Annotated in this window: 24 protein-coding genes; all 24 read left to right on the top strand. The window is 44.4% G+C overall.

Annotation, left to right across the window (positions count from 1 at the left end):
- Window positions 1-114: 114 nt before the first annotated feature.
- Window positions 115-1,323, top strand: a complete 1,209-nt coding sequence (locus AABI08_RS04865) for a bifunctional folylpolyglutamate synthase/dihydrofolate synthase (RefSeq protein WP_338344010.1) — start codon at window positions 115-117, stop codon at window positions 1,321-1,323.
- A complete protein-coding gene (locus AABI08_RS04860; RefSeq protein ID WP_338344011.1) occupies window positions 1,305-2,705 on the top strand; it encodes an MFS transporter in 1,401 nt (466 codons plus the stop codon). The genes AABI08_RS04865 and AABI08_RS04860 overlap by 19 nt, the downstream gene beginning before the upstream one ends.
- A 68-nt stretch (window positions 2,706-2,773) precedes the next feature.
- Window positions 2,774-3,406 carry a JAB domain-containing protein gene (locus AABI08_RS04855; protein ID WP_338344012.1) on the top strand — a complete coding sequence of 211 codons (633 nt, stop codon included), beginning with the start codon at window positions 2,774-2,776 and terminating at the stop codon, window positions 3,404-3,406.
- Between the two features lie 81 nt (window positions 3,407-3,487).
- Complete coding sequence (locus AABI08_RS04850) at window positions 3,488-4,453, top strand: gluconeogenesis factor YvcK family protein (RefSeq protein ID WP_338344013.1); 966 nt, start codon at window positions 3,488-3,490, stop codon at window positions 4,451-4,453.
- Between the two features lies 1 nt (window position 4,454).
- Window positions 4,455-5,399 (top strand): DNA-binding protein WhiA, encoded by a 945-nt coding sequence (whiA, locus tag AABI08_RS04845; protein WP_338344014.1) that lies wholly within the window; start codon window positions 4,455-4,457, stop codon window positions 5,397-5,399.
- 83 nt (window positions 5,400-5,482) lie between these two features.
- Window positions 5,483-6,091, top strand: a complete 609-nt coding sequence (locus AABI08_RS04840; RefSeq protein ID WP_338344015.1) for an ATP-dependent Clp protease proteolytic subunit — start codon at window positions 5,483-5,485, stop codon at window positions 6,089-6,091.
- Window positions 6,092-6,161: 70 nt separating this feature from the next.
- Entirely contained in the window at window positions 6,162-7,157 is a 996-nt protein-coding gene (locus tag AABI08_RS04835; protein ID WP_338344016.1) for a D-2-hydroxyacid dehydrogenase, read from the top strand.
- Window positions 7,158-7,386: 229 nt separating this feature from the next.
- The gene (locus tag AABI08_RS04830; RefSeq protein ID WP_338344017.1) at window positions 7,387-8,382 is read left to right on the top strand and encodes a D-2-hydroxyacid dehydrogenase; all 996 of its coding nucleotides are present in this window, start codon (window positions 7,387-7,389) and stop codon (window positions 8,380-8,382) included.
- A 274-nt stretch (window positions 8,383-8,656) separates the two neighbouring features.
- Window positions 8,657-9,811: a PTS sugar transporter subunit IIC gene (locus AABI08_RS04825; protein WP_338344018.1), complete on the top strand. Its 1,155-nt coding sequence runs from the start codon at window positions 8,657-8,659 to the stop codon at window positions 9,809-9,811.
- A 242-nt stretch (window positions 9,812-10,053) separates the two neighbouring features.
- On the top strand, window positions 10,054-11,373 hold the full coding sequence (locus AABI08_RS04820) for an APC family permease (protein WP_338344377.1): 1,320 nt from the start codon (window positions 10,054-10,056) through the stop codon (window positions 11,371-11,373).
- 143 nt (window positions 11,374-11,516) lie between these two features.
- Entirely contained in the window at window positions 11,517-12,164 is a 648-nt protein-coding gene (locus AABI08_RS04815; protein ID WP_421823502.1) for an aggregation-promoting factor C-terminal-like domain-containing protein, read from the top strand.
- Window positions 12,165-12,273: 109 nt separating this feature from the next.
- On the top strand, window positions 12,274-12,837 hold the full coding sequence (locus AABI08_RS04810) for a YqeG family HAD IIIA-type phosphatase (RefSeq protein WP_338344021.1): 564 nt from the start codon (window positions 12,274-12,276) through the stop codon (window positions 12,835-12,837).
- Between the two features lie 29 nt (window positions 12,838-12,866).
- Complete coding sequence (yqeH, locus tag AABI08_RS04805) at window positions 12,867-14,021, top strand: ribosome biogenesis GTPase YqeH (RefSeq protein ID WP_338344052.1); 1,155 nt, start codon at window positions 12,867-12,869, stop codon at window positions 14,019-14,021.
- Entirely contained in the window at window positions 14,021-14,338 is a 318-nt protein-coding gene (gene yhbY, locus AABI08_RS04800; protein ID WP_047974300.1) for a ribosome assembly RNA-binding protein YhbY, read from the top strand. Before yqeH ends, yhbY begins: the two co-directional genes overlap by 1 nt.
- 43 nt (window positions 14,339-14,381) lie before the next feature.
- A complete protein-coding gene (gene yqeK, locus AABI08_RS04795) occupies window positions 14,382-14,966 on the top strand; it encodes a bis(5'-nucleosyl)-tetraphosphatase (symmetrical) YqeK (RefSeq protein ID WP_338344022.1) in 585 nt (194 codons plus the stop codon).
- Between the two features lie 12 nt (window positions 14,967-14,978).
- Window positions 14,979-15,353 carry a ribosome silencing factor gene (gene rsfS, locus AABI08_RS04790; RefSeq protein WP_338344023.1) on the top strand — a complete coding sequence of 125 codons (375 nt, stop codon included), beginning with the start codon at window positions 14,979-14,981 and terminating at the stop codon, window positions 15,351-15,353.
- A 78-nt stretch (window positions 15,354-15,431) separates the two neighbouring features.
- Entirely contained in the window at window positions 15,432-16,196 is a 765-nt protein-coding gene (locus AABI08_RS04785; RefSeq protein ID WP_338344024.1) for a class I SAM-dependent methyltransferase, read from the top strand.
- Complete coding sequence (locus AABI08_RS04780; protein ID WP_338344372.1) at window positions 16,193-17,374, top strand: nucleotidyltransferase; 1,182 nt, start codon at window positions 16,193-16,195, stop codon at window positions 17,372-17,374. Before AABI08_RS04785 ends, AABI08_RS04780 begins: the two co-directional genes overlap by 4 nt.
- 4 nt (window positions 17,375-17,378) lie before the next feature.
- Window positions 17,379-17,942 (top strand): YceD family protein, encoded by a 564-nt coding sequence (locus AABI08_RS04775; protein WP_338344026.1) that lies wholly within the window; start codon window positions 17,379-17,381, stop codon window positions 17,940-17,942.
- 100 nt (window positions 17,943-18,042) lie between these two features.
- Entirely contained in the window at window positions 18,043-18,732 is a 690-nt protein-coding gene (locus AABI08_RS04770) for a response regulator transcription factor (protein ID WP_047974306.1), read from the top strand.
- A 1-nt stretch (window position 18,733) separates the two neighbouring features.
- The gene (locus AABI08_RS04765; protein ID WP_338344027.1) at window positions 18,734-19,837 is read left to right on the top strand and encodes a sensor histidine kinase; all 1,104 of its coding nucleotides are present in this window, start codon (window positions 18,734-18,736) and stop codon (window positions 19,835-19,837) included.
- A 162-nt stretch (window positions 19,838-19,999) separates the two neighbouring features.
- A complete protein-coding gene (gene yidC, locus AABI08_RS04760; RefSeq protein ID WP_338344028.1) occupies window positions 20,000-20,947 on the top strand; it encodes a membrane protein insertase YidC in 948 nt (315 codons plus the stop codon).
- Window positions 20,948-20,964: 17 nt separating this feature from the next.
- Entirely contained in the window at window positions 20,965-21,738 is a 774-nt protein-coding gene (locus AABI08_RS04755) for a TrmH family RNA methyltransferase (protein ID WP_338344029.1), read from the top strand.
- A gap of 52 nt (window positions 21,739-21,790) precedes the next feature.
- Window positions 21,791-22,027 (top strand): preprotein translocase subunit SecG, encoded by a 237-nt coding sequence (secG, locus tag AABI08_RS04750; RefSeq protein WP_047974310.1) that lies wholly within the window; start codon window positions 21,791-21,793, stop codon window positions 22,025-22,027.
- Window positions 22,028-22,085: the final 58 nt, after the last annotated feature.

The following is a 22,085-nucleotide window of genomic DNA, read 5'->3' as shown; positions in this document are numbered from 1 at the left end:
ACAAATTGAGCGGATTTGTCGCTTAAAAAAGTGTAAAACCGTCTGTAATCAGGCGGTTTTTTTGTCCCTATCTCGTTATAATGAGTATTAGAACTATAGTTGGGAGAACCGTTAGTGAAGAGAATTGAAGAGGCCTTGGCCTATATTCATGGTCGGCCAAAGGCTGGCAAAAAAGATAGCTTCACCCGTCTAGACGCCTTGATGACGGCTTTGGGTCATCCTGAAGACCGTCTGGCAGAAACGATTCACATTACTGGTACTAATGGAAAGGGGTCAGTTGCAACCATGGTGACGGCGGTCGCTAAGGAAGCGGACTTGCGCGTTGGGACCTTTACGTCACCATTTATTACTGACTTTCGGGAACGTTTTCAAATCAATGGGGAACTAATCACACCGGCTGACCTGATTTTTTATACTAATCAAGTCAAGGAGGCAACCGACCGGGTGGAGCAGGAGTCCTCTGGGCAGTTGACGCCAACTGAATTTGAAGTGGTGACGGCCATTATGTTCCTGTATTTCGCCGACCAAGACCTTGATTTGGCTGTGATTGAGGTAGGAATCGGTGGTCGCTTTGATTCTACCAATATTTTAAAGACGACCAAGGTGGCCGTAGTAACAACAGTGGCTTTGGACCATCAGGCAATGCTTGGCGACACCGTTGCCGCCATCGCCAGTCAAAAGGCTGGGATTATCAAGCCGGGGTCAAAAACAGTGATTGGGCCTGGTGTTACGGATGAGGCCAAAGAAGTGATTGAAGTGCAGGCCAAAGAGGTTGGCAGTCCGGTTTTGATGGCGCAGGTTGGGGCCTTTCATTCAGCTTTGGCGGGAAGCTTTCAAGCTGATAACACGGCGACCGCGGTGCTAGCCCTGAAAACTTGGCGTCCTGATTTGCAAGATGAGGTGATTCAAGCCGGATTGAACCAGGCTTTTTTGGCCGGACGTTTTGAACAAATTCAGCCAAAGATATACTTAGATGGGGCTCACAACCAGGCCGGCATTCAGGCCCTACACCAGTCAATTAAGGAAAATCTGGCTGGCCCAGTGACGGTCATTATTGGCTCTTTGGCCGATAAAAATGTTGATTTAGCTTTCTTGGAACTGGAAAACGATCCGCAAATTACGCTGGCCTTGGTACCCTTTGAGGGGGTTGCTGGCCGACCAGGCCTACAAAAAGATCAGGTGGACATAGCAAATCAGGACCTGATTTGGTACGATTCATTGGACCAGGCCCTCAGTGAAAATCAGGAGCAAACCGTTGTGATTACAGGGTCTTTGTACTTTATTAGTGATGTTAGGAGAGAATTATGCCAGAAAAAGTCTTAAGCCCTCGGCTAATTTTGAGTATTTTGGCAATTGCCTTACTTGGCTTTACGGATATTATGTTGGAAACGGCTTTGAACGTTTCCTTCCCAGCCTTGATGAAGCAATTGCATGTTGATTCAGCGACGGTCCAGTGGTTAACCTCAGGGGTCATCTTATTGACGTCGATGATTGTCATTATGTCGCCCTGGTTGAAGGCCCGGTTTAGTAACCGATCCCAGTTTATGGTGGCCGGGGTGGTGTCATTGATTGGAATTTTCATCGATGCGACTTCCAACCAATTTGGTCTCATCCTTTTTGGTCGCCTTCTGCAAGGTGTTGGAGCCGGCGTTGGCTTGCCCCTCATGAACAACGTCGTCTTTGAACAGGTTCCCGATAACCGCCGGGGGACGATGATTGGTTTAGCCTCCTTAATTGTTTCCTTTTCGCCGGCCTTGGGCCCTGCCTTTGGTGGTTTCTTAACGGCCTACTATGGCTGGCACATGATTTTCTGGGTAGTTTTGCCCATCCAGCTCTTTGCCCTAATCGTTGGTTGGTTCACCATTCAGCAAATTGATCCGCTTAAGAAAGCCCGCTTTGATTTGATTGGCTGGCTATTGTTGTCTTGCTTCTTTGTTGGTGGCTTAATCACGGTGGATCGCTTGTCTGGCCACGGTCTTTTCAATATTTTGAGTTTAACGGCTTTAGCAGTGATGTTAATTGGCATCTTCGGGTATTATTTCTATGCGCGAAAGGAAGAGGAACCACTGCTTTCACCAAAAATGTTTGCCCTGCCAATGTTCCGTCAGGCAGTCCTAGCGGCCGTCTTAATTCAGGTCGTTAACTTGACCTTTAACTACGCAATTCCAATGGGCCTGCAGTTGGTCTTGAAGCAGAGTTCAAGTGTCGCTGGTCTCTCGCTTTTCCCTGGCGCCATTGGCTTTGCTATTATGTCGATTATCTCTGGAAACCTGTACGACCGCTTCGGCCCTAAGTTGCCCAATGCGATTGGTCTTGGATTCATTGTTCTTGGCATGGTGTGGATTGTCTTGGTACCATTTACCGTCTGGTCGATGACGATTGCCTTTGTGATTACCCAACTAGGTGGTGGTTTCTGGTTTGGAAACAATATGACCAATGCCATTTCACACCTTGACCGAGTCTTTCACAGTGCTGGTAACTCAATCTTCTCAGCGGTTAATAATTACTCAGCCGCTGTTGGAATTGCCTTGGCTGCCTCAATTATTTCCATTTTCCAAAAGGGCGCAACGAATTTGTCTGCCGCAACGTTGAATGGTATTCAGTGGACTTACCGTTTTGATGTGATCCTGATTGCCCTGGCCGTCTACCTATCATTGAAGGTCATGAAGGATGCCGGTGATGGTCCAATGGTCATTAAGGACTAAAGACTCTTTGCTTTTTGGATAATTTTAACCTGATTTTTTCGTCTGATTGCTTGAAGGAGAATAGCAATATGATGAAAAATCAGGTTTTTAATTTTTACGAGGCCATCGGCGAGGACGGCCAAAAGAACAGCGAAATTTTTCAGCTGTATTTTCCCGAAAAATATCTTTTTTGGGAACTCGATTATGAGACAAAGGCTGATTTTATCGCTGAAAATCCCGGACCGAATCAGGCCCTGTTAATTGCGATGCACTTAGGAGTGGCCTTTGCGTCCGAACGTCGCCCAATCTTACTTTCTGCCCGGCATTCCAACATGGTTGGCGCTTTTGCAAAGGAAAAATTAGGAACGTTAAAGCAAGAACAACTTTTTCTGGCCCTCTTAAATACGCAATTGGACGTGATTGGTTGGGAAGTCGTCTTTGTTGGTACGTTGACAGAGGTGGCCGCTTCACCGCGGGAAATCTTTCAGCGGGCCCTGTTAGCCAATGCCTATGCGATTATTATTGCCCATAACCATCCGTCGGGAAATTTACGGCCTTCCGTTCAGGACAAACAATTTACGAGACGACTATACCATTTGGGGCAGGATTTAAACTTGCCACTCCTCGATGCCTTTATTGTGACCAAGGATGGCTATTGGTCGATGCAAGAGAATGGCCAATTGCTGGGTGGTGAAGTCGACGAAGCCACCGATTTTGTTTAGAAATTTCTTTCTTTCGCTCTCATGATAAACCGGTAAAAATGGTAAAATATTGTTAGTAATAGCACGAGAGGGGATCGAAAGATGACTGCAAAAATTGTGATGATTGGTGGGGGCTCGGGCTTGCCTGTCATTATTCACCCATTAATCCAACACGATGTTGATTTAACGGCAATCGTAACGGTTGCCGATGATGGTGGTTCTTCTGGTTTATTGCGCGACTACGTGAATATTATTCCACCTGGGGATATTCGTAATATCTTAGTAGCCATGTCAGAAGGGGACCAGGAACTATTAGATCTTTTCCAGTATCGCTTTAAGACTAATGATGCCTTCTTGGCTAAACATGCGGTTGGTAATTTGCTGATTGCGGCTTTGACGGAAATGACTGGTGATATTTCGGAGGCCATTGCCCGTTTGGCTAATTATTTAAAAATCAAGGGTCACGTCTTTCCTGTGGCAAAACAGCCACTGATTTTACATGCTCAAACGAAGGACGGTCAGCTTTTAGAGGGTGAAGCAGCTATTACGGCTGCTCACCAGTCCTTGGACCATGTTTGGGTAGAGCCAAATGAAGCAGGCGAAGAAATCGTGGCCAGTCCAGAGGCCATTGCAGCCATTTTAGATGCTGATTTAATCGTTTTTGGACCGGGATCGCTCTTTACATCAATCTTACCGAATGTTGTGGTGCCAGGTATTAAAGAGGCATTGCAAGAAACAAAGGCCAAGCAGGTTTACATCGCTAATATCATGACCCAAAAAGGGGAAACGGATTCTTATACCGATGCCGAACACTTAGCGGTCTTAAACCGCCATTTAGGTCAAAATTTGATTGACTATGTTTTAACGAATGATCAAGAGGTACCAGCAGATTTCGTTGATTACCAAAAGTGGGGCGAAATTTCCAAACAAGTTGCTCAAGATCCGGAGAAAATTAAACAAGCTGGGGCCAAGAGCATTTCCAAGGACTTCTTGGCCTTGCGTGATGCTGGGGCCTTTCACGATGGAGACAAGGTGGCCGACGTATTAGTTTCACTGACAGAGGAGTAAGATGTCTTACGCAGCAGAAGTAAAAAAAGAATTAACCGGTCGCACGGTTTCAGACGATGCTGCCAAATCAGAATTGGCTGCGCTTTTGCAGATGAATGGCGCTTCGACTTGGGGGATGAATCAAGAAGTCCAGGTTCAAACGGAAAATCCGGCCATTGCTCGTCGGATTTATACGTTGATTAAACAAATTTATCCGACGGCAGTGGTAGAAGTTCAAGTCAACCAGCGGGCCGCTTTATCTGATCGTAAGAAACTTTTGGTTGTTTTACAAAGTCAGGTTGATCAAATTTTAAAAGAGCTTGGTGTTGATCCATTGGGGATTGACCAGGAGGTTCCAGCTTGGTTATTGAATAGCCAAAAAAAACAGCAAGCCTTTTTGCGAGGGGCTTTTTTGGCTGCTGGTTCGGTGAACTCACCTGAGAAGGCCAATTACCATTTGGAAATTTACACCGGTCATGAGGAGTTAGCCGAACAACTGGTGGCTTTGATGACAAACTTTGACCTTCAGGTCAAGGTCACTCCTCGGCATTCTGGTTACATTGTTTATATGAAGCGGGCCGAGAAAATTGTTGATTTTCTAAAGTTAATTGGCGCTGTTCAAACCATGCTTCATTTTGCCGATATCCGGATTGCCCGCGATACTCGTAATTCGGTCAATCGGATGAATAATGCTGATGTGGCCAATATGCAGCGGACCGCTGTTGCAGCCAACAGCCAAGTTCAAGCGATTTTGACGATCCAAAAGGAAATCGGTGACCTTGATGAGTTGCCGGCTAAACTAGCTGATTTTGCCAGAGCCCGACTCGACCATCCTGATGGCTCCTTGGCTGAAATTGGCGATATTTTGGAAATTTCTAAATCAGGAGCTAACCATCGTATGCGTAAATTAGCAAAATTAGCTGATTTAATTCAATCCGGTGGCGACTTTGACTTGGATAACATTTAACTTGAAATCATTCGCCTTTATTTTAGTTTCTTGATAAAGTGCGTTACAATTATATTCTAAGAACACTACAAAGGAGTATTGCTATGTGGCCAGGAGTAATTGAACAAACCGCCAATGGGCGTGAATCCTATGACTTGCCTTCCCGTTTACTAAAGGACCGAATTATTTTGGTTCAAGGTGAGGTTGAGGATAGCATGGCAACATCAATTGTTGCCCAGCTACTCTTCTTGGAAGCCCAAGATCCTGAAAAAGAAATTGCAATGTATATCAACTCACCAGGTGGTTCTGTAACCGCTGGTTTGTCGATTACCGATACGATGAACTTCATCAAGGCCCCCGTGACAACGATTGTGATGGGATTGGCTGCTTCAATGGGAACCATCATTGCTGCCTCTGGTGAAAAGGGGCACCGTTTTATGTTGCCAAACGCCGAATATCTAATCCACCAACCAATGGGTGGGGCAGCCGGTGGTACACAGCAAACCGATATGGCTATTATTGCTGACCAGTTAACTAAGACACGTAAGAAGTTGAACAAAATTTTGGCTGACGGTTCAGGCAAGAGCTTAGATGAAATTGCTCATGATACGGAACGTGACTTCTGGATGTCTGCCGAAGAAACCTTAGAATACGGTTTGATTGATGGCATCATGGAGAAGGCTGGCGAAAAGCCAATTACTTTGAAAAAATAAGTAATTTAACCGGATTTTTTGACTAATTTTAGTGTATAATATTGTTAGAAAGTTAATTTGGAGGACGAAAATGAAAATTTTTGCTTACGGAATTCGTGACGATGAAAAGCCAGCTTTGGAAGATTGGGAAAAGAAGAACCCAGATGTAACGGTTGGTTACACGCAAGAATTATTGACGCCCGAAACTGCTCAATTGGCTAAGGGATCTGATTCAGCTGTTGTTTACCAACAGTTAGACTACACAAAGGAAACTTTGACTGCCTTGGCTGAAGTTGGGGTAAAGAACTTGTCTTTGCGTAACGTTGGAACTGACAATATTGATTTCGATGCTGCCAAGGAATTGGGCTTCAACGTGTCAAACGTCCCAGTTTACTCACCAAACGCCATTGCAGAACACTCAATGATTCAATTGTCTCGTTTGCTTCGTCGTACGAAGCCAATGGATGCTAAGGTTGCTAAGCATGACTTGCGTTGGGCACCAACCATTGGTCGCGAAATGCGCATGCAAACTGTTGGTGTTATCGGTACTGGTAACATCGGCCGTAAGGCAATCAATATCTTGAAGGGCTTCGGCGCTAAGGTCATTGCTTACGACAAGTTCCCAAACAAGGAATTGCAAGAAGAAGGATTGTACGTTGATTCATTGGATGACTTGTATGCACAAGCCGATGCCATTTCATTGTACGTTCCTGGTGTTCCTGAAAACCATCACTTGATTAACAAGGACAGCATCGCTAAGATGAAAGACGGCGTTGTCTTGGTTAACGTATCTCGTGGAAACTTGATGGACATCGATGCCGTTATTGATGGTTTGAACTCAGGTAAGGTTTCTGATTTTGCCATGGATGTTTATGAAGAAGAAGTTGGCTTGTTCAACGAAGACTGGTCAGGTAAGGAATTCCCTGATCCAAAGATTGCGGACTTGATTGCTCGCGACAACGTCTTGGTTACGCCACACATCGCCTTCTATACGACTAAGGCCGTTGACGAAATGGTTCACCAATCATTTGATGCCGCTGTTGCTTTTGCTAAGGGCGAAACACCAGCCATCGCTGTTAAGTTTTAATTGATTTTAGAAAGTTAGGAATAATGTTCCTAGCTTTTTTTATTTGTTTGCCATTCCAGTCAATTAAAAAAATTATCAGGAATAACTTTGTTTTCAATTCAAGATGTTGTTGATAAGCGGTTTATAGGAACTAAATTAGATTTTTATAATTGGGCAATTTAGTTGACCTTTTAATTAAAAGAGCGTATTATACTTTTAGCGATAAATAACTCGATTAATGGAGGTCGAAATGAAAGTTTTTGCTTATGGAATTCGTGACGACGAAGTACCAGCTTTGAAAAGCTGGCAAGAAGAAAATCCTACTGTTGAGGTTGATTACACGAACGAAGTGTTGACCGCTGATACAGTTGCTCTGGCTAAGGGAGCTAATTCTGTTGTAACTTTGCAGCTCGACCCTTATGGGGCAGATGTCTTAGAAGGCTTGGCTGATTTAGGCATCAAGAACCTATCTCTACGTAATGTCGGAACGGAAACAATTGATTTTGAAGCTGCTAAGCGTTTAGGCTTTAACCTTTCAAACGTTCCAGTTTATTCACCAAATGCCATTGCCGAACATGCGATGATTCAACTGTCTCGTTTGCTTCGCCGGACGAAGCCAATGGATGCAAAGGTTGCTAAGCACGACTTGCGCTGGGCACCAACGATTGGTCGCGAGGTCCGGATGCAAACTGTTGGTGTTATTGGTACTGGTAATATTGGTCGTAAGGCTATTAACATCTTGAAGGGTTTCGGTGCTAAGGTAATTGCTTACGACAAGTACCCAAACAAGGAGTTGCAAGAAGAGGGATTGTACGTTGATACTTTAGATGAACTCTTTGCTCAGGCCGATGCCATTTCATTGCACGTGCCAGGCGTTCCCGAAAACGTTCATTTAGTTAATGAAGAAAGTCTTGCCAAGATGAAGGATGGCGTTGTGATTGTTAATACATCACGAGGCAACCTGATCGATACGGATGCCGCCATTGCTGCCTTGGATTCTGGTAAGATTTCTGATTTGGCTTTGGATGTTTATGAAGAAGAAGTTGGCATCTTTGATCATGATTGGTCGCATGAAAAGTTGCCAGATGACAAGTTGGCTGATTTGATTACGCGTGACAACGTCTTAATCACGCCACACGTTGCCTTTTATACAACGAAAGCCATTCATGAGATGGTTTATCAATCAATGAGTGCTGCCGTTGCTTTTGCAAATGGTGAAACGCCAGATAACGCTTTAAAATATTAAGGATTCTAGCTCAAATTAGGAATAGTTTGAGCTTTTTTTGTGGGTTAAATTAGGTAAATTCCGAACATTGTGGTATTAGTTACATTTTTCACGTTATATTTTTGTGATTTAAAAGTGAAATAATAATGATTATAAACAAGTAAAAGTCTATTAAATTAGGATGAGAGGCGCAAGAAATCCTGTAACGGTCTTCACAATTTCAAACAGACCTGTTATACTATTTTATGCAATATAAAAACTTCACAATTACGAAACGTGAAGCGGAGGAAAAAATATGACAACAACAGAACAATTTTCCGGTAAAACGCCATTGGGCGTGAAGGACTTTTTCTTTAAGGTTCTTTCCGGATCTGCTCAAGGAATCTTAATTGGTGTGTTACCATCAGCCGTGATGAAGTACATCATCCAATTCTCAGGTTTGGGAAAGACAACCCTTGGGGCTGATTACTCAGCAATTTTGACACTCTTTACTTCAATGATTCCATTCTTAATCGGAATGGCCGTGGCCATGAACTTCAAGATGAAGGCTCTTGATACGGGGGTTGTGGCACTGGCAACAGTTGCTGCATCAAACTCAATTCAATGGGCAATGGTTAAGGCGGGTACGGTACAACCCGTTTCTGGTAAGACGTTGGCTGTTCCAACGCGGCTCTTTGTTGCTAACGGCGCTGGTGATGTGATCAATGCGATGTTGGTTGCTGGTCTAGCTGTTTTGGCTATTTGGCTGGTTGACCGCTATCTGGCCGGTTTTGGCTCAGTAGCGATTATCTTGTCACCAATTATTGTTGCTGGTGGCGTTGGTTTGTTTGGTAAGGTGATTGCACCTTACGTTGCCCGAATTACGACTTGGATTGGGGATATGGTGGAAGTCTTCACCAAGTTAGCCCCATTGCCAATGGCTATCTTGATTGGAATGGCTTTTGCCGTGATTATCATCACGCCGATTTCAACAGTTGGAATTGCCTTGGCCATTAACTTGCACGGAATGGCTTCTGGTGCCGCAGCCATGGGTGTGGTTGCAACAACCATCATTTTGCTTTTGAACTCATGGAAGGTGAACAAGAAGGGGACAACGGTTGCTATCTTCTTGGGAGCGATGAAGGGAATGATGCCTTCGATCTTTAAGAAGCCTGTGATGATTTTGTCCTTCATGTTTGCGGGGGCATTATCAAGTATCGCAGTGGCACTCTTTGACATCCAAGGAACACCAACAACGGCCGGCTTTGGTTACATTGGTTTGGTTTCACCATTACAATCAATGATTAAGGATGCTGCCGTACCAAGTTCAGTCATGAATAACTTTATCTCACCAATTGTTGGGCTATTGGCCTGGGTAGTTATTCCGGTTGTGGTAGGTTTGTTGACTCAATTTATTTTCGTTAAGGTTTTGCACCTCTTTGACCCAGAGGATTTGAAGCAAGAACTCTAAAATTAGCATGAAATTGGACCGCAAGGTCCTTTTTTTCTTGCCTTTTAAGGGGAGTTTCGTTAGAATATTATGGTATCTTTTTTCAACCTTTCGATAAATATAAAGAAATAAAATCGGATAAAAAGCTGACATCGTTCGGCTTTTTTATTATATTAAAATGATTATGAGGAAATATAGTCAGAATGTCCGAAGGTATGCTAGAATAGTAATGTTGAATTTTAATCTAAATTGGAGGGCCACTCATGGCAGAAGAAGAAAAGTTGAACAGAGGATTTGGCCTCTGGTCATCGTTAGCATTAGTGATCGGAACCATCATCGGTTCTGGGATTTTCTTTAAGCAGGGATCCGTCCTGCAAACCGCAGGTGACACGAATACTGCCCTTTGGGCCTGGTTGGCGGGAGGAATTCTGACCTTAACTGCCGGCATGACAGTAGCCGAAGTTGGTTCACAAATGGCAGAAACCGGTGGGATTTATTCTTATTTGACCCATCTATATGGCAAAACAACCGGCTACTTGGCTGGTTGGATGCAGGTAATTTTCTATGGCCCAGCAATGATGGGGGCGATTTCTGCCTACTTTGGTGTTTTATTTGTTTCTCTGTTTGGCTTAAAGAGTGTCTGGGCATTACCTGCTGGAATGGTGGCCCTCGCTTTGGTTGGCCTGTTAAATTCCATTCCAAACCATTTCTCAGCTGGCTTCCAGGTTTTAACAACTGTGATTAAGATGCTGCCGATTATTGCCTTGATTATTTTCGGTCTTTTCTTTGGGAAGCATGATGCCTTAGGTCAGATGGTGACGACCATGTCGCACTCAAGTGCTGGTGGTTTTGGAGTCGCCGTTTTGGCCACTCTCTTTGCCTATGATGGCTGGGTGACATTGGCAAATATTTCTGGTGAAATCAGAAATCCGCAAAAGGTTTTGCCAAAGGCAATTATTACTGGAATCTTAATTGTCATTGTCGCTTATATGGGGATTTCTTATGGGGCCTATCGTTCATTAACTGCTAATGAAATTGTTGCTCTAGGTGAAAATACCACATTGAAGATGGCCACGAATGCCTTTGGTTATTGGGGCGGTCGTGTCTTGTCGGTGGCGGTTTTGATTTCGTTAATCGGTACTTTGAATGGGAAGGTTGTCTCGTTTCCACGAATTTTGTATGTGATGGCTAAAAAAGGCGATTTTCCTTTTGCTAAGACTTTTGCTACAATCAATCACAAGTCCAAGACGCCGAATGCCGCAATTTGGCTAATGATTGTCATTGCTTACCTGATGATGGCCTTGACTAATCCTGACCAATTATCGGATTACGCGATCTTCGTGACTTTCTTGTTTTACATCTTGGTTTTTATCGGTGCCTTTAAATTGCGCCGACAAGATCCAAATGGACTGAAAAGAACTTTCTCAATGCCGTTGTACCCAATCATCCCAATTGTGGCTATCTTGGGTTCACTCTACGTTGAGATTTCTGAAATTATTAACGATTTGCATGGAATCGGAATTTCGGTTATCATAGTTCTAGCTGGTTTGCCACTTTACTGGTGGCTAAATCGAAAGAAATGACACTTAGATAAACGCGAATTTCTCGAAATCGAGTAGTTCTTATACAAAACATAGTGTGTTTGTATATTTTCCTGACGAACGTTACGGAAGCGTTATCTGCTTTAATATTCGTGTAATATTGATTGGGGAAAATAATAACCATGATGTTTAATAAAGTTTTACTTACAAGTATGGCCGTAGCCGGTTTAGCACTGACTGCCGCCAACACACAATTTAATAAAGGAAAATCAACCTCTGACCAAGCGGTCAAGGTTACTGACTCAGTGAACACCAAGAAGGTTTCTACTGCCGTTTCATCTGTTGATAATCTCAAGAGCTTGGAAAATACTGCAGCTAGCCAGACTGTTGCTTCATCTGATGATGACACTGCCAGTGCATCTGACGACACATCCAACAGTCAAAGCCAAGTGACTTCGTTGTCGGCAACGACAACTCAGGCAGCGCAAGCTACGCCTGTGGCCACTTCAACTGCTGCCCAAGCTTCATCGACAAGCACGGCAGCTGCATCAACTTCTTCCGCATCAACAGCAACGACATCAGCAGCTTCAACAGCTTCTGGTGACATTAACTGGTTGATTTCTCGTGAATCAGGTGGAAACGTGAATGCACAAAACGGACAATTCTACGGTATTGGACAATTGTCTCCAGCGGCCTATGCAACTTATGTACCTGGCCAAAACTACCAAGGTAATTATGCCGTCCAATTACAGGCTATGCAGGCTTATATTGCTGCCCGCTATGGTTCTGTAGCAAATGCTATTAGCCATTTCCAAAGTAATGGTTGGTACTAAGCTTTAAAAATCGGAAAACAAAAGGGCCCCGTCAAGGGGTCCTTTTTTGCTCGAAAGAAGGCCTAATCGTGTATAATAGGGACTAAGGAAATAAAAAAGGAAGACAGATATGCCCCTTAATTTTTTAAAGCCCACCTATACGGTTGAATCCGTTTATAACTTATCGGTGGCGGAGTTAAAAGACCAAGGCATCAAGGCCGTGTTAACAGACTTAGATAATACGTTGCTGGCTTGGAATAACCCCAATGGGACACCAGAATTGCATGCCTGGTTAAAGGAAATTAAAGCAGCCGGAATCGAGGTTGTGGTCGTTTCAAATAACACCTGGGATCGGGTCGAAAAGGCCGTTTCTGGTTTAGAAGTCGATTATGTAGCCTGGTCTTTGAAACCGATGCCACGTGGCATTTTGAAGGTCCTTAAGAAGCAGGGTTTGCAAAAAGAGAATGTGTTGATGGTTGGCGACCAAATGTTAACTGATGTTTGGGCAGCCCACTTGGCTGGTGTTAAATCAGTTTTGGTCAAGCAATTGGTCGAATCAGATATGTGGCAAACTTGGCTTAACCGATCACTGGAAAAGCTAGCTAAAAAGCTGATTTATAGTCAAAAACACCCGCTAATCTGGCACGCAACTTTCAAGGAAGCTGTTTTTGCTAGGGAAAATGATAAAAATTAATGACAGAAAAAGAATTTGAGCAAGAACAAGTGCAAACGATTGCAACGGATGAAGAGGTTCAAGAAGCTTTGGCTGAGGGATTATACTGCATTGGTTGTGGCGCTAAAATGCAAATTGATCATAAGGAAGAGGCTGGCTTTTTGCCCCTTTCTGCCTTGAAGAAGCAATTAATGGCCGAAGAATTACTGTGCCAACGTTGCTTCCGTTTGCGTCATTATAATGAAATTCAACCCGTTGAATTAACGGATGATGACTTTGCGAATTTGCTTCACCAGGTTTCTAAGACGAAGTCGTTGATTGTCTATGTCTTGGATTTGTTTGATTTTTCAGGATCAACGATTCCTGGATTGCCACGTTTTGTTGGCCAAGATAATCCAATTTTGGTCCTTGCTAACAAGGTTGACCTGCTACCGAAATCCTTAAAAGATCATAAGTTAAAGCATTGGGTCCAAGGACAGCTGAAAGAACAGGGAATTAACCCGGTTGGGATTGAGCTTGTTTCTGCTGCCCACCCAAAGAATTTGGATCAAATTTTAGATAAAATTGATACACTGCGGGCTGGTCGTGATGTTTACGTCGTTGGGACAACCAATGTTGGTAAATCAACTTTGATTAACCAAATTATTAAGTCGAAAACAGGCGTCCAAGAACTAATTACGACTTCACGTTTCCCAGGAACGACTCTAGATCAGATTGCCATTCCGTTAGATGATGGGCAGTCTTTGATCGACACTCCCGGGATTATTAAAAAAGATCAGTATGCTCATTTTGTGACTGAAAAAGATTTAAAGTATGTGTTGCCAAAGGCTGAGATTAAGGCCCGGACTTATCAATTAAATCCGGATCAGACGCTTTTCTTTGGGGCCTTAGCGCGCTTTGATTTAGTGACTGGTCCTGCGGACGGAGCAAAAGCAGCCGTTACGGCCTACTTTGAAAATAATCTAATGATTCACCGTACGAAGCGTCAGGGTGCAGATGATTTCTACACAAAGCACAAGGGACAACTATTGACACCGGCACCAGCTGATGACAATGTTGCCTTTGCTAAATACGAATTTAAAATTAACGAAAAGACGGACTTGGTCTATGCTGGTTTGGGCTTTATTACCCTGCCAGCTGGGATTCACGTTCAGGCCTATGCTCCTAAGGGAGTGGGGGTCTTCTTACGAAAGGCAATGATTTAATGCAAAATTTAACTGGAAAACAAAAACGCTACTTGCGGTCACAAGCAAATGGACTAACACCAATCTTCTCTGTTGGGAAAGCTGGAGCTAACCAGGAATGGTTGGCAGAAGTCAAAAAGGCGTTGGCTAAGCGTGAGCTGATTAAGGTCAACTTGCAGCAGGGAAGCGACTGGTCAGCCAAGGACTTGGCTGCCTTTATTGAAGAAGAATCAACGGTGACGGTTGCCCAGGTGATTGGAAAGACTTTGGTCTTGTACGAACCTGCAACCGATGCCAAGTATGTCAAGTATTCAGTTGAAGTGGAAAAGATTCGTTAGACAGAGGACTTTTCCACTAAATTTTGTGAAGAGGGGGGAACAGATGACAGCTTTTGAAGAAGAGTTGCATGCAGTTGAAAAAAAGGTTTCGGCCCAGCTTTCAGATGGCCGGTTCCAACATTGCTTACGCGTTTCAGATTATGCCCGTAAGTTGGCTCAAGAAAATGGTGTCGATGAAAACCAAGCGGCCTTGGCCGGTTTGGTTCACGATTATGCCAAAGAACGGCCTGCTGAGGACTTTTTGACAGCCATTGATCGTTTTCACTTGGATCCTGATTTGAAAAATTGGAGTCGCGCTATTTGGCACGGTGTTGTTGGGGCAGAAATGATTCAAGATGAGCTGGGGATTGATGATCCAGCCATTTTGGATGCGGTTCGGTTGCACACAACTGGAGAAGGTGTTGAGATGCCGACTTTAGCTAAGATTGTTTTCATGGCCGATTACTTGGAAACTGGTCGTGATTTTCCTGGCGTTAAAGAAGCCCGAGAAATCACGGATAAGTCCTTGGACCGGGGTGTCTTTTATCAATTACAGCACACCCTCTCGTTTTTGGCCGAGAATGGTAACGTGATCTATCCCAAGACCTTCACCAGTTATAATGACTGGGCTCGTCATTTTGCAGAATAAGAAGGAGTTTACATGACAATCATCAATTCAAAGGATTTGTTGCAAACAGTCGTTTCCGCCATTGATAGCAAGCATGGTGATCGTATCACCGCCTTAGATATGCAAAAGGTGTCCTTGCTGGCCGACTACTTTGTGATTGCATCGGCGGGTTCTAGCCGTCAGGTGCAAGCGATTGTTCGTGAAGTCAAGGAAGAAGTTCAAAAGGCCGGGGGACAGGTACTCAATATTGAGGGCTATGACCGTGCCGAATGGGTTTCATTAGACCTTGGTGATATTATTGTCCATGTTTTTGATGAAGAGTCTCGTGATTTCTACCACCTGGACCGTCTCTGGTTCGATGCTGAAAATGTCGACTTAACGAATTACCTCGCAGAAGAAGTATATTAATTAATCAGTAAGATATCTGGCTGGGGGTTGGTCTGTTATAGACTAGCCACCAGCCAATGTTGTTTAAGTGAGAAAAAGATGACTGACGAAAATAATGCACCATACCAAACCTTTGCTAGCCTCTATGACAACCTCTTCGATGGTGATTTGTACGTGGACTGGCAGCACTTTGTTGAAGACCGTCTGCCCGCTAGTAAAATCCTTGATTTGGGTGGTGGCGCTGGTCGCCTGGCTGTTTTACTGGCAAAAAGGGGCTTTACGGTTGATCTCTTAGATATGGCACCCGCCATGCTCTCCTTGGCGCAAAAGCATGCCGAAGAGGCGAATGTTGACCTACGTTTGTTGGAGGCCGATATTCGCGATTTTTCAGATTGGGAAGAACAGTATCCAGCCATTGTTTCCTTTGCGGATACCTTTAATTACTTGCCTGGGAAAGCTGATTTTCAAGCGGGCCTTAAGCAGGTCTACGATCACTTGGAACCCGGTGGCACCTTCTTATTTGATGTGATTACGCCCTACCAAGTTAACGTTTTGTATGATAATTACTGCTACAACAATGATGATGACCCGGATCAAATCTTTATGTGGACTAGTTTTCCTGGTGAAGAAAAGAATTCCGTTGATCATGATTTAAAGTTCTTTTTGTACAATGAGGGCATCGACGCCTTTAACTTAGTGCGGGAAGTCCATCATGAGCAGACTTACGACCTGGCCTACTACCAAAAGGCCCTGCGCAAGGCTGGCTTTGACCAAGTGGAAATCAGTGCTGATTTTGGCCGTAAAACGGCCGATGATCAAGACGATCGCTGGTTCTTTGTGGCCCATAAAGGAGGAGAATCATGAAAGCAGTCGGCATTATTGCAGAGTATAACCCCTTCCATAACGGCCACGCCTATCACATCAAAAAAGCCAAAGAGCTAACGAATGCTGATTTAGCAGTCGTGGTGATGTCTGGCAACTTTGTCCAGCGTGGTGAACCAGCTATTCTGGATAAATGGGAGCGGACCAAGCTGGCTTTGGCAGCAGGTGCTGATTTGGTGGTTGAATTACCGGTCTTTTATGCGGTGCAACCTGGCCACTTGTTTGCGGCTGGCGCCATTCAAATTTTGCAAGCGCTGGGCGTCAAAGACCTTGTTTTTGGTTCGGAACATCCGGAAGTTGACTTTCTTGATTTGGCCAAGCAGGCCTTGGCTATCGAAAGTGAAGGGCAGTTTACTGACCGGACGCAGACCTATGCTTCGGCCTATGCCCAGCAGCTAGAAGAGCGAACTGGTTTCAAAATGGAAGATCCAAATGATATTTTGGCATTTTCCTATGCCAAGGCCGTGGTTGCGAGTGGTCAAGCGATGCAATTGCACCCAATTGGTCGGTTGGAAGCGGGCTACCATGATCAGACCTTTGAGGAGGGGCAGACAATTGCTTCGGCCTCTTCAATTCGACTTGCTCTTCACAAGGGCAGGTTTGAAAAAATTAGGCCGGTGGTTTCGGACCAAGCCTTTGAGGCTTTATCGACAAAGCCAACTGCTTTAGCCTTTGAAAAGCCTTTCTTTGAGTTGCTCCGCTATCGTCTGTTGACCGACACAGTTGGGCAATTGGGCCAGGTTTACCAAATGGCCGAGGGCTTGGAACACCGATTAGCCGGAGTGGCTTCGGCCGTTGAAGGACCGCAGTCCTACCAGTCTTTTATCAAATCAGTCAAGACCAAGCGCTACACCTTTGCCCGAATCCAACGAACGTTGTTGTACACACTTTTGAATATTAAAGTCGATCAAATGCAGGCTGCCATGGCGGATTCTTACATTCGTTTGCTCGGCTTTAATGATTTGGGGCAGGCCTATTTGAGTGAGGTCAAGCGGACGGCAACGCTACCAATTATTTCGCGAGTTGATATGTCACTAGCGAAAGCTAATTTACGATTAGATTATAAGGCCGGCCAAATCTGGCAGGTGCTGGCTGGTCAAACCCACGCCAGGCAGGGCCAAGACGTTGGTCGTAAGCCAATTTATCAAAGTCAGGAGTAAAATGATGAAGTACGCCAAACAACAATTAGCCAAGTTTCAACAAAGCCCATTAGTAATTGATGAAAAATTAGACCTACAATATTTGATTGATGAGCGTTTTTCTGATTTAATTATTAAGGCGCCATTCGTGCAGGTCAAGGGGACCATTAAAACACTATCAAACGAAGACATCGTTTTGTCTGCCAGTGTTCATGCTGATTTAATCCTGCCATCATCACGGTCACTTGCACCGGTTGATTGGTCAACCGATGTTGATGTCCATGAAACCTATGTGGCTGATGAAGAACGGTTACAACGTTTTGATGAGGATGAGGCAGTTTTCGTCTTAGAAGAAAACAGCCTGGACTTGGATTCGGTTATCTTAGATAATTTGGTAGCCGTTTTGCCAAGTCAAATTTTGACCGCAGAAGAAGCCGCAGGGTCAGACCTGCCAACTGGTCAAGACTGGCAAGTCATCTCGGAAGAGGACTTTGCCAAACAAGAGCAAGAAAAGAAAGAAGAAACAACAGATGAGAAACAGGCTCTTGATCCCCGCCTGTCAAAACTGGATGATTTCTTTAAAAAATGAGAAAATTTTGACGTTTATGGTAGAATAAGATTAAAACTTATTCATTTTTGTTCGATTGCGCTTGAGCTATTGAGCATCCAGGGACGTCGTGAGGGAAAATATGAGTCGGATTTTAATTGTAGAAGATGAAGAAAACTTGGCGAAGTTCGTCAGTTTAGAGCTAAAGCACGAAGGCTATGACGTGGAAACGGTCTTAAATGGTCGTGAGGGCTTGGACAAGGCTCTAAACGAGGACTTCGACCTGATTTTGCTTGATTTGATGTTGCCAGAATTAAATGGTTTTGAAGTAGCTCGCCGCTTGCGTGAAGTCAAGAAGACGCCAATCATTATGATGACGGCGCGTGACTCCGTGATTGATCGAGTTTCAGGTTTGGATTATGGGGCTGATGACTACGTTGTCAAGCCATTTGCCATTGAAGAACTTTTGGCCCGCGTGCGGTCACTTTTGCGTCGAATTGATATTGAACAAAACCCAGCAGATAAGTCACCTTCGATTATCCGCTTTAAGAACCTGCAACTGGAAAAAGAAAATCGGATTGCCCGTCGCGATGATCAAGTGATTAACTTGACGAAGCGTGAATACGATTTGCTGTTGCTGCTGGTGGAAAATATTAATGTTGTTCAGTCACGGGAAAAGTTACTGAAAGAAGTTTGGGGCTTTGACACACAAATCGAAACGAACGTTGTCGATGTTTATATCCGTTACTTGCGTAATAAGTTGGATGACCCAGAATCAAAGACTTCTTATATCCAGACTGTCCGTGGAACGGGCTATGTAATGCGGAGCTAAGATGAAAGCAAGCAAGCAGAAAACAAAAGATGTCTCACCGACCCTTTCAATCCAGACGTTATTGACGCTGGCCTTGTCGGTGGGCTTTTTACTATTATTAGCCGTGATTTTGTTTTGTCTGGATCTGATTTTAGGGCCGAATATTCACGGTGAGACCATTGAAAAGCTGAGCCATTGGTGGGCTTTTCTAGTCATTGTTGCCGTGATTTGGACGATTTGTTTGTCTTGGATTTTGGCTCAATTTTTGGTGCGCCCAGTTAAAAAGTTACAAGAAACGATGCTGGCCTTTGAAGAGGACCCTGTGACAGATGACCGAGTCAAGCCGGTCGCCTACAATAAGGAGCTCAATGACTTGGGGCAGGTGCAAAACGAGACGATGGATAAGGTCCAAGGCCTTATCCATGCTCAGCAGGATTTTGTCTCAGATGTCTCGCATGAATTGCGGACGCCAGTGGCCATCGTTAAGGGGCATTTGGAGCTGTTGGAACGCTGGGGGAAGGATGACCCAGAGGTATTAGAAGATTCCATTCACTCTTCATTGTCTGAAATTTCGCGGATGGAAACCTTGGTCAACGAAATGTTGATGTTAACCCGAGCTGAAAACTTAACGGTTAGCAGCCAGCCCGAAAAGACTGAGGTAACGCCTGTTTTGGAACGGGTTTACCACGACTTGCAGATGGTCCATCCTGATTTTTCTTGGACATTGGACAATGCCTTGGGGGCTCCGGCCGAAGTGGCAGTGCGTTCGGATCATTTGGAACAACTGCTCATTATTTTGATTGATAATGCTCTGAAGTACTCAACTGACCGGAAGGAGATTCACCTAGCTTTGGCCGAATCCGGTTCTTGGGTCGATATTGGCGTTCAAGATTTTGGTCAGGGCATTGCTGCTGAGGATTTAGATCGCGTTTTTGACCGCTTTTACCGTGTCGATAAAGCCCGGGTACACCAAACTGGTGGCAATGGTTTGGGCTTGAGTATCGTGAAAAAGATGGTTGCTGCCTATGGTGGCCAAGTTCAGGTTGAATCAGCGCTTGGATCCGGTTCGGTTTTCCGGCTGCGCTTCCCGCTGGTTAAGGAAACAGATGATCATCAAAAAGACTGATTGGCTGAATGGCTGTCAATTTCCAATTTGGGGATTTGTAGCGTATCGACTAACCGGTCCTTTTTTATTTGGTTCAACCAGTTTTCAGAAAAGACAGTTTTTCGCGAACATTCTTGTTATAATGGTCAAGACTAATTAAATTATTAAAAGAGGAATTTTTTCATGAAATCAGCAAAGCGGACATTCACGATTTTGTTTGTCCTGTTAGATATTTACTTGATGACCGGTGGTTACGGCGTTCATGGCCGGATGTATCGGTTTGTTTCGACACCAATTGCTCACATTTTGACGGAATTATCCAAGTGGGTTGGTGGTGTCAACGCTATTGGTTGGGCGATTATCATTTTAACGGCGATTATTCGTTTGATTTTGTTGCCAATCTTTGTCAACCAACAAATCAACACAACGAAATCAACATTAAAGATGCAAAAGTTGCGCCCCGAATTGGAGAAGGTTCAAGCGGCTGTTAAGAGCGCCAAGACGCCAGAAGAACAGCAAGCAGCTTCAATGGCTTCCATGTCTTTGTACCGTGAAAATGGTGTTTCCATGACCGGTGGGATTTCTTGGTTGACGATGGCGATTCAATTGCCAATTTTCTCTGGTTTGTACCTGGCCATCCAACACGCCGATGGCTTGAAGACGGCTACTTTCTTCGGTTTGCCTTTGTCAAAGCCTGAAATTTTGCTGTCATTGGTCGTTTTTGTCATCTATGCCGCCCAAGCATACCTGTCATTGATTCATATGCCAGCCGAACAGAAGAAGACGTCCGGACAAATGATGTGGATTTCACCAGTAATGATTGCTGGGATTACCCTGATTTCATCCGGAGCCTTGGGACTCTACTTTATTGTTGGTGGAATTACCGTTGTTTTGCAAGCATTCATCGTGCATTTGATGTATGCTAAGTTGGAGGACGACGTGAACAAGAACTTTGTCCTCAAGAAGGGGGCCGATGATTTGTTGCACCAACCGGCTTCTGCAGTCTTCGGACAAAATCAGAACCGGGTTCGCCCTGAAGACTTGCGCCCACGTGACGTTACAAATGACGACAAGGGTCAACAATCTGGTCAACGAAATGCCGGTAAGCAACAGCGCCGGAACGAGAAGTAATTAATAAAGGACATATAATGGAACGAATTTTATCCAAACAAAACGCCAAGGTGAAAGCCTGGGCCAAGTTAGCCACAAAAAAAGGACGACTTGAGCAAAAAACTTACTTGCTTGATGGTTGGCACCTAGTGCAGGAAGCTATCAAGGCGGGAGCAAAGTTCCACGCTATCATGGCCACTGAAGAGCAGATGGCCGAACATTTGCCAGATGTTCCTCATGGTGTACCTGCTTTTGAAATTTCAAAGGAAGTTGCTGCCCATATTGCTGGGTCAAAGACGCCACAGGGAATCTTTGCTGAAGTAACCTTACCCGAAAAGACTTTTGACCCTGCCTATGTCCACGATGGACTTTGGCTCTTCTTGGATGCTATCCAAGATCCAGGTAACGTTGGAACCTTAATTCGAACAGCGGATGCTGCTGGCTTTAAGGGAGTTGTTTTGGGTCAGGATACTGCTGATGCTTATGCACCAAAGGTTGTTCGTGCCATGCAGGGATCACACTTCCATTTGGAAGTTTTGCAGGGCGACTTAAATGACTGGATTGCTGCCTTTGAAAACAATAACTTGCCTGTTTACGGTTCCGAATTGAATGAGGAAGCCAAGCCATACCAAGAAATTCAAGGTTTGTCAGCGGGTGCCTTAATTGTTGGAAATGAAGGCCAGGGCATTAACCCTGAATTAGCCAAGAAGACAACGGCTAACCTCTATATTCCAATCTTGGGTCAAGCAGAATCGTTGAACGTTGCTGTGGCTGGCGGAATCTTGATGTTCCGGCTGAGCCTTGGAAATTAGGACAAGTTCTGCTATACTAAGAGATATGAAATAGCGAGTGGAGGCGGTCATTGTGACGAATATTCTCACCATCCTTTTGCTGGTTGTCGGTTTTCTGTTAGTCGTGACAGTCATGATGCAGCCAAGCAAACAACAGGATGCTTTGTCAGCTTTGTCTGGTGGAGCAGCCGATTTATTTACCGAGCGAAAGTCACGCGGCTTTGAAGCCGTGTTGCGTCGGGCAACAACCATTTTGGGAGCCATCTGGTTCATTATTGCCTTGGCCTTGATGTATATTGCCGCTCATTAATTGAAAGGTCAGTTTACTTTTTTGTAGACTGATTTTTTATTTACCATTTTTAGGAGAA

Origin of the sequence: Fructobacillus evanidus (assembly GCF_963580165.1) — a bacterium.
Classification (GTDB): domain Bacteria; phylum Bacillota; class Bacilli; order Lactobacillales; family Lactobacillaceae; genus Fructobacillus; species Fructobacillus evanidus.
This window is presented reverse-complemented; position numbering and strand designations above follow the sequence as displayed.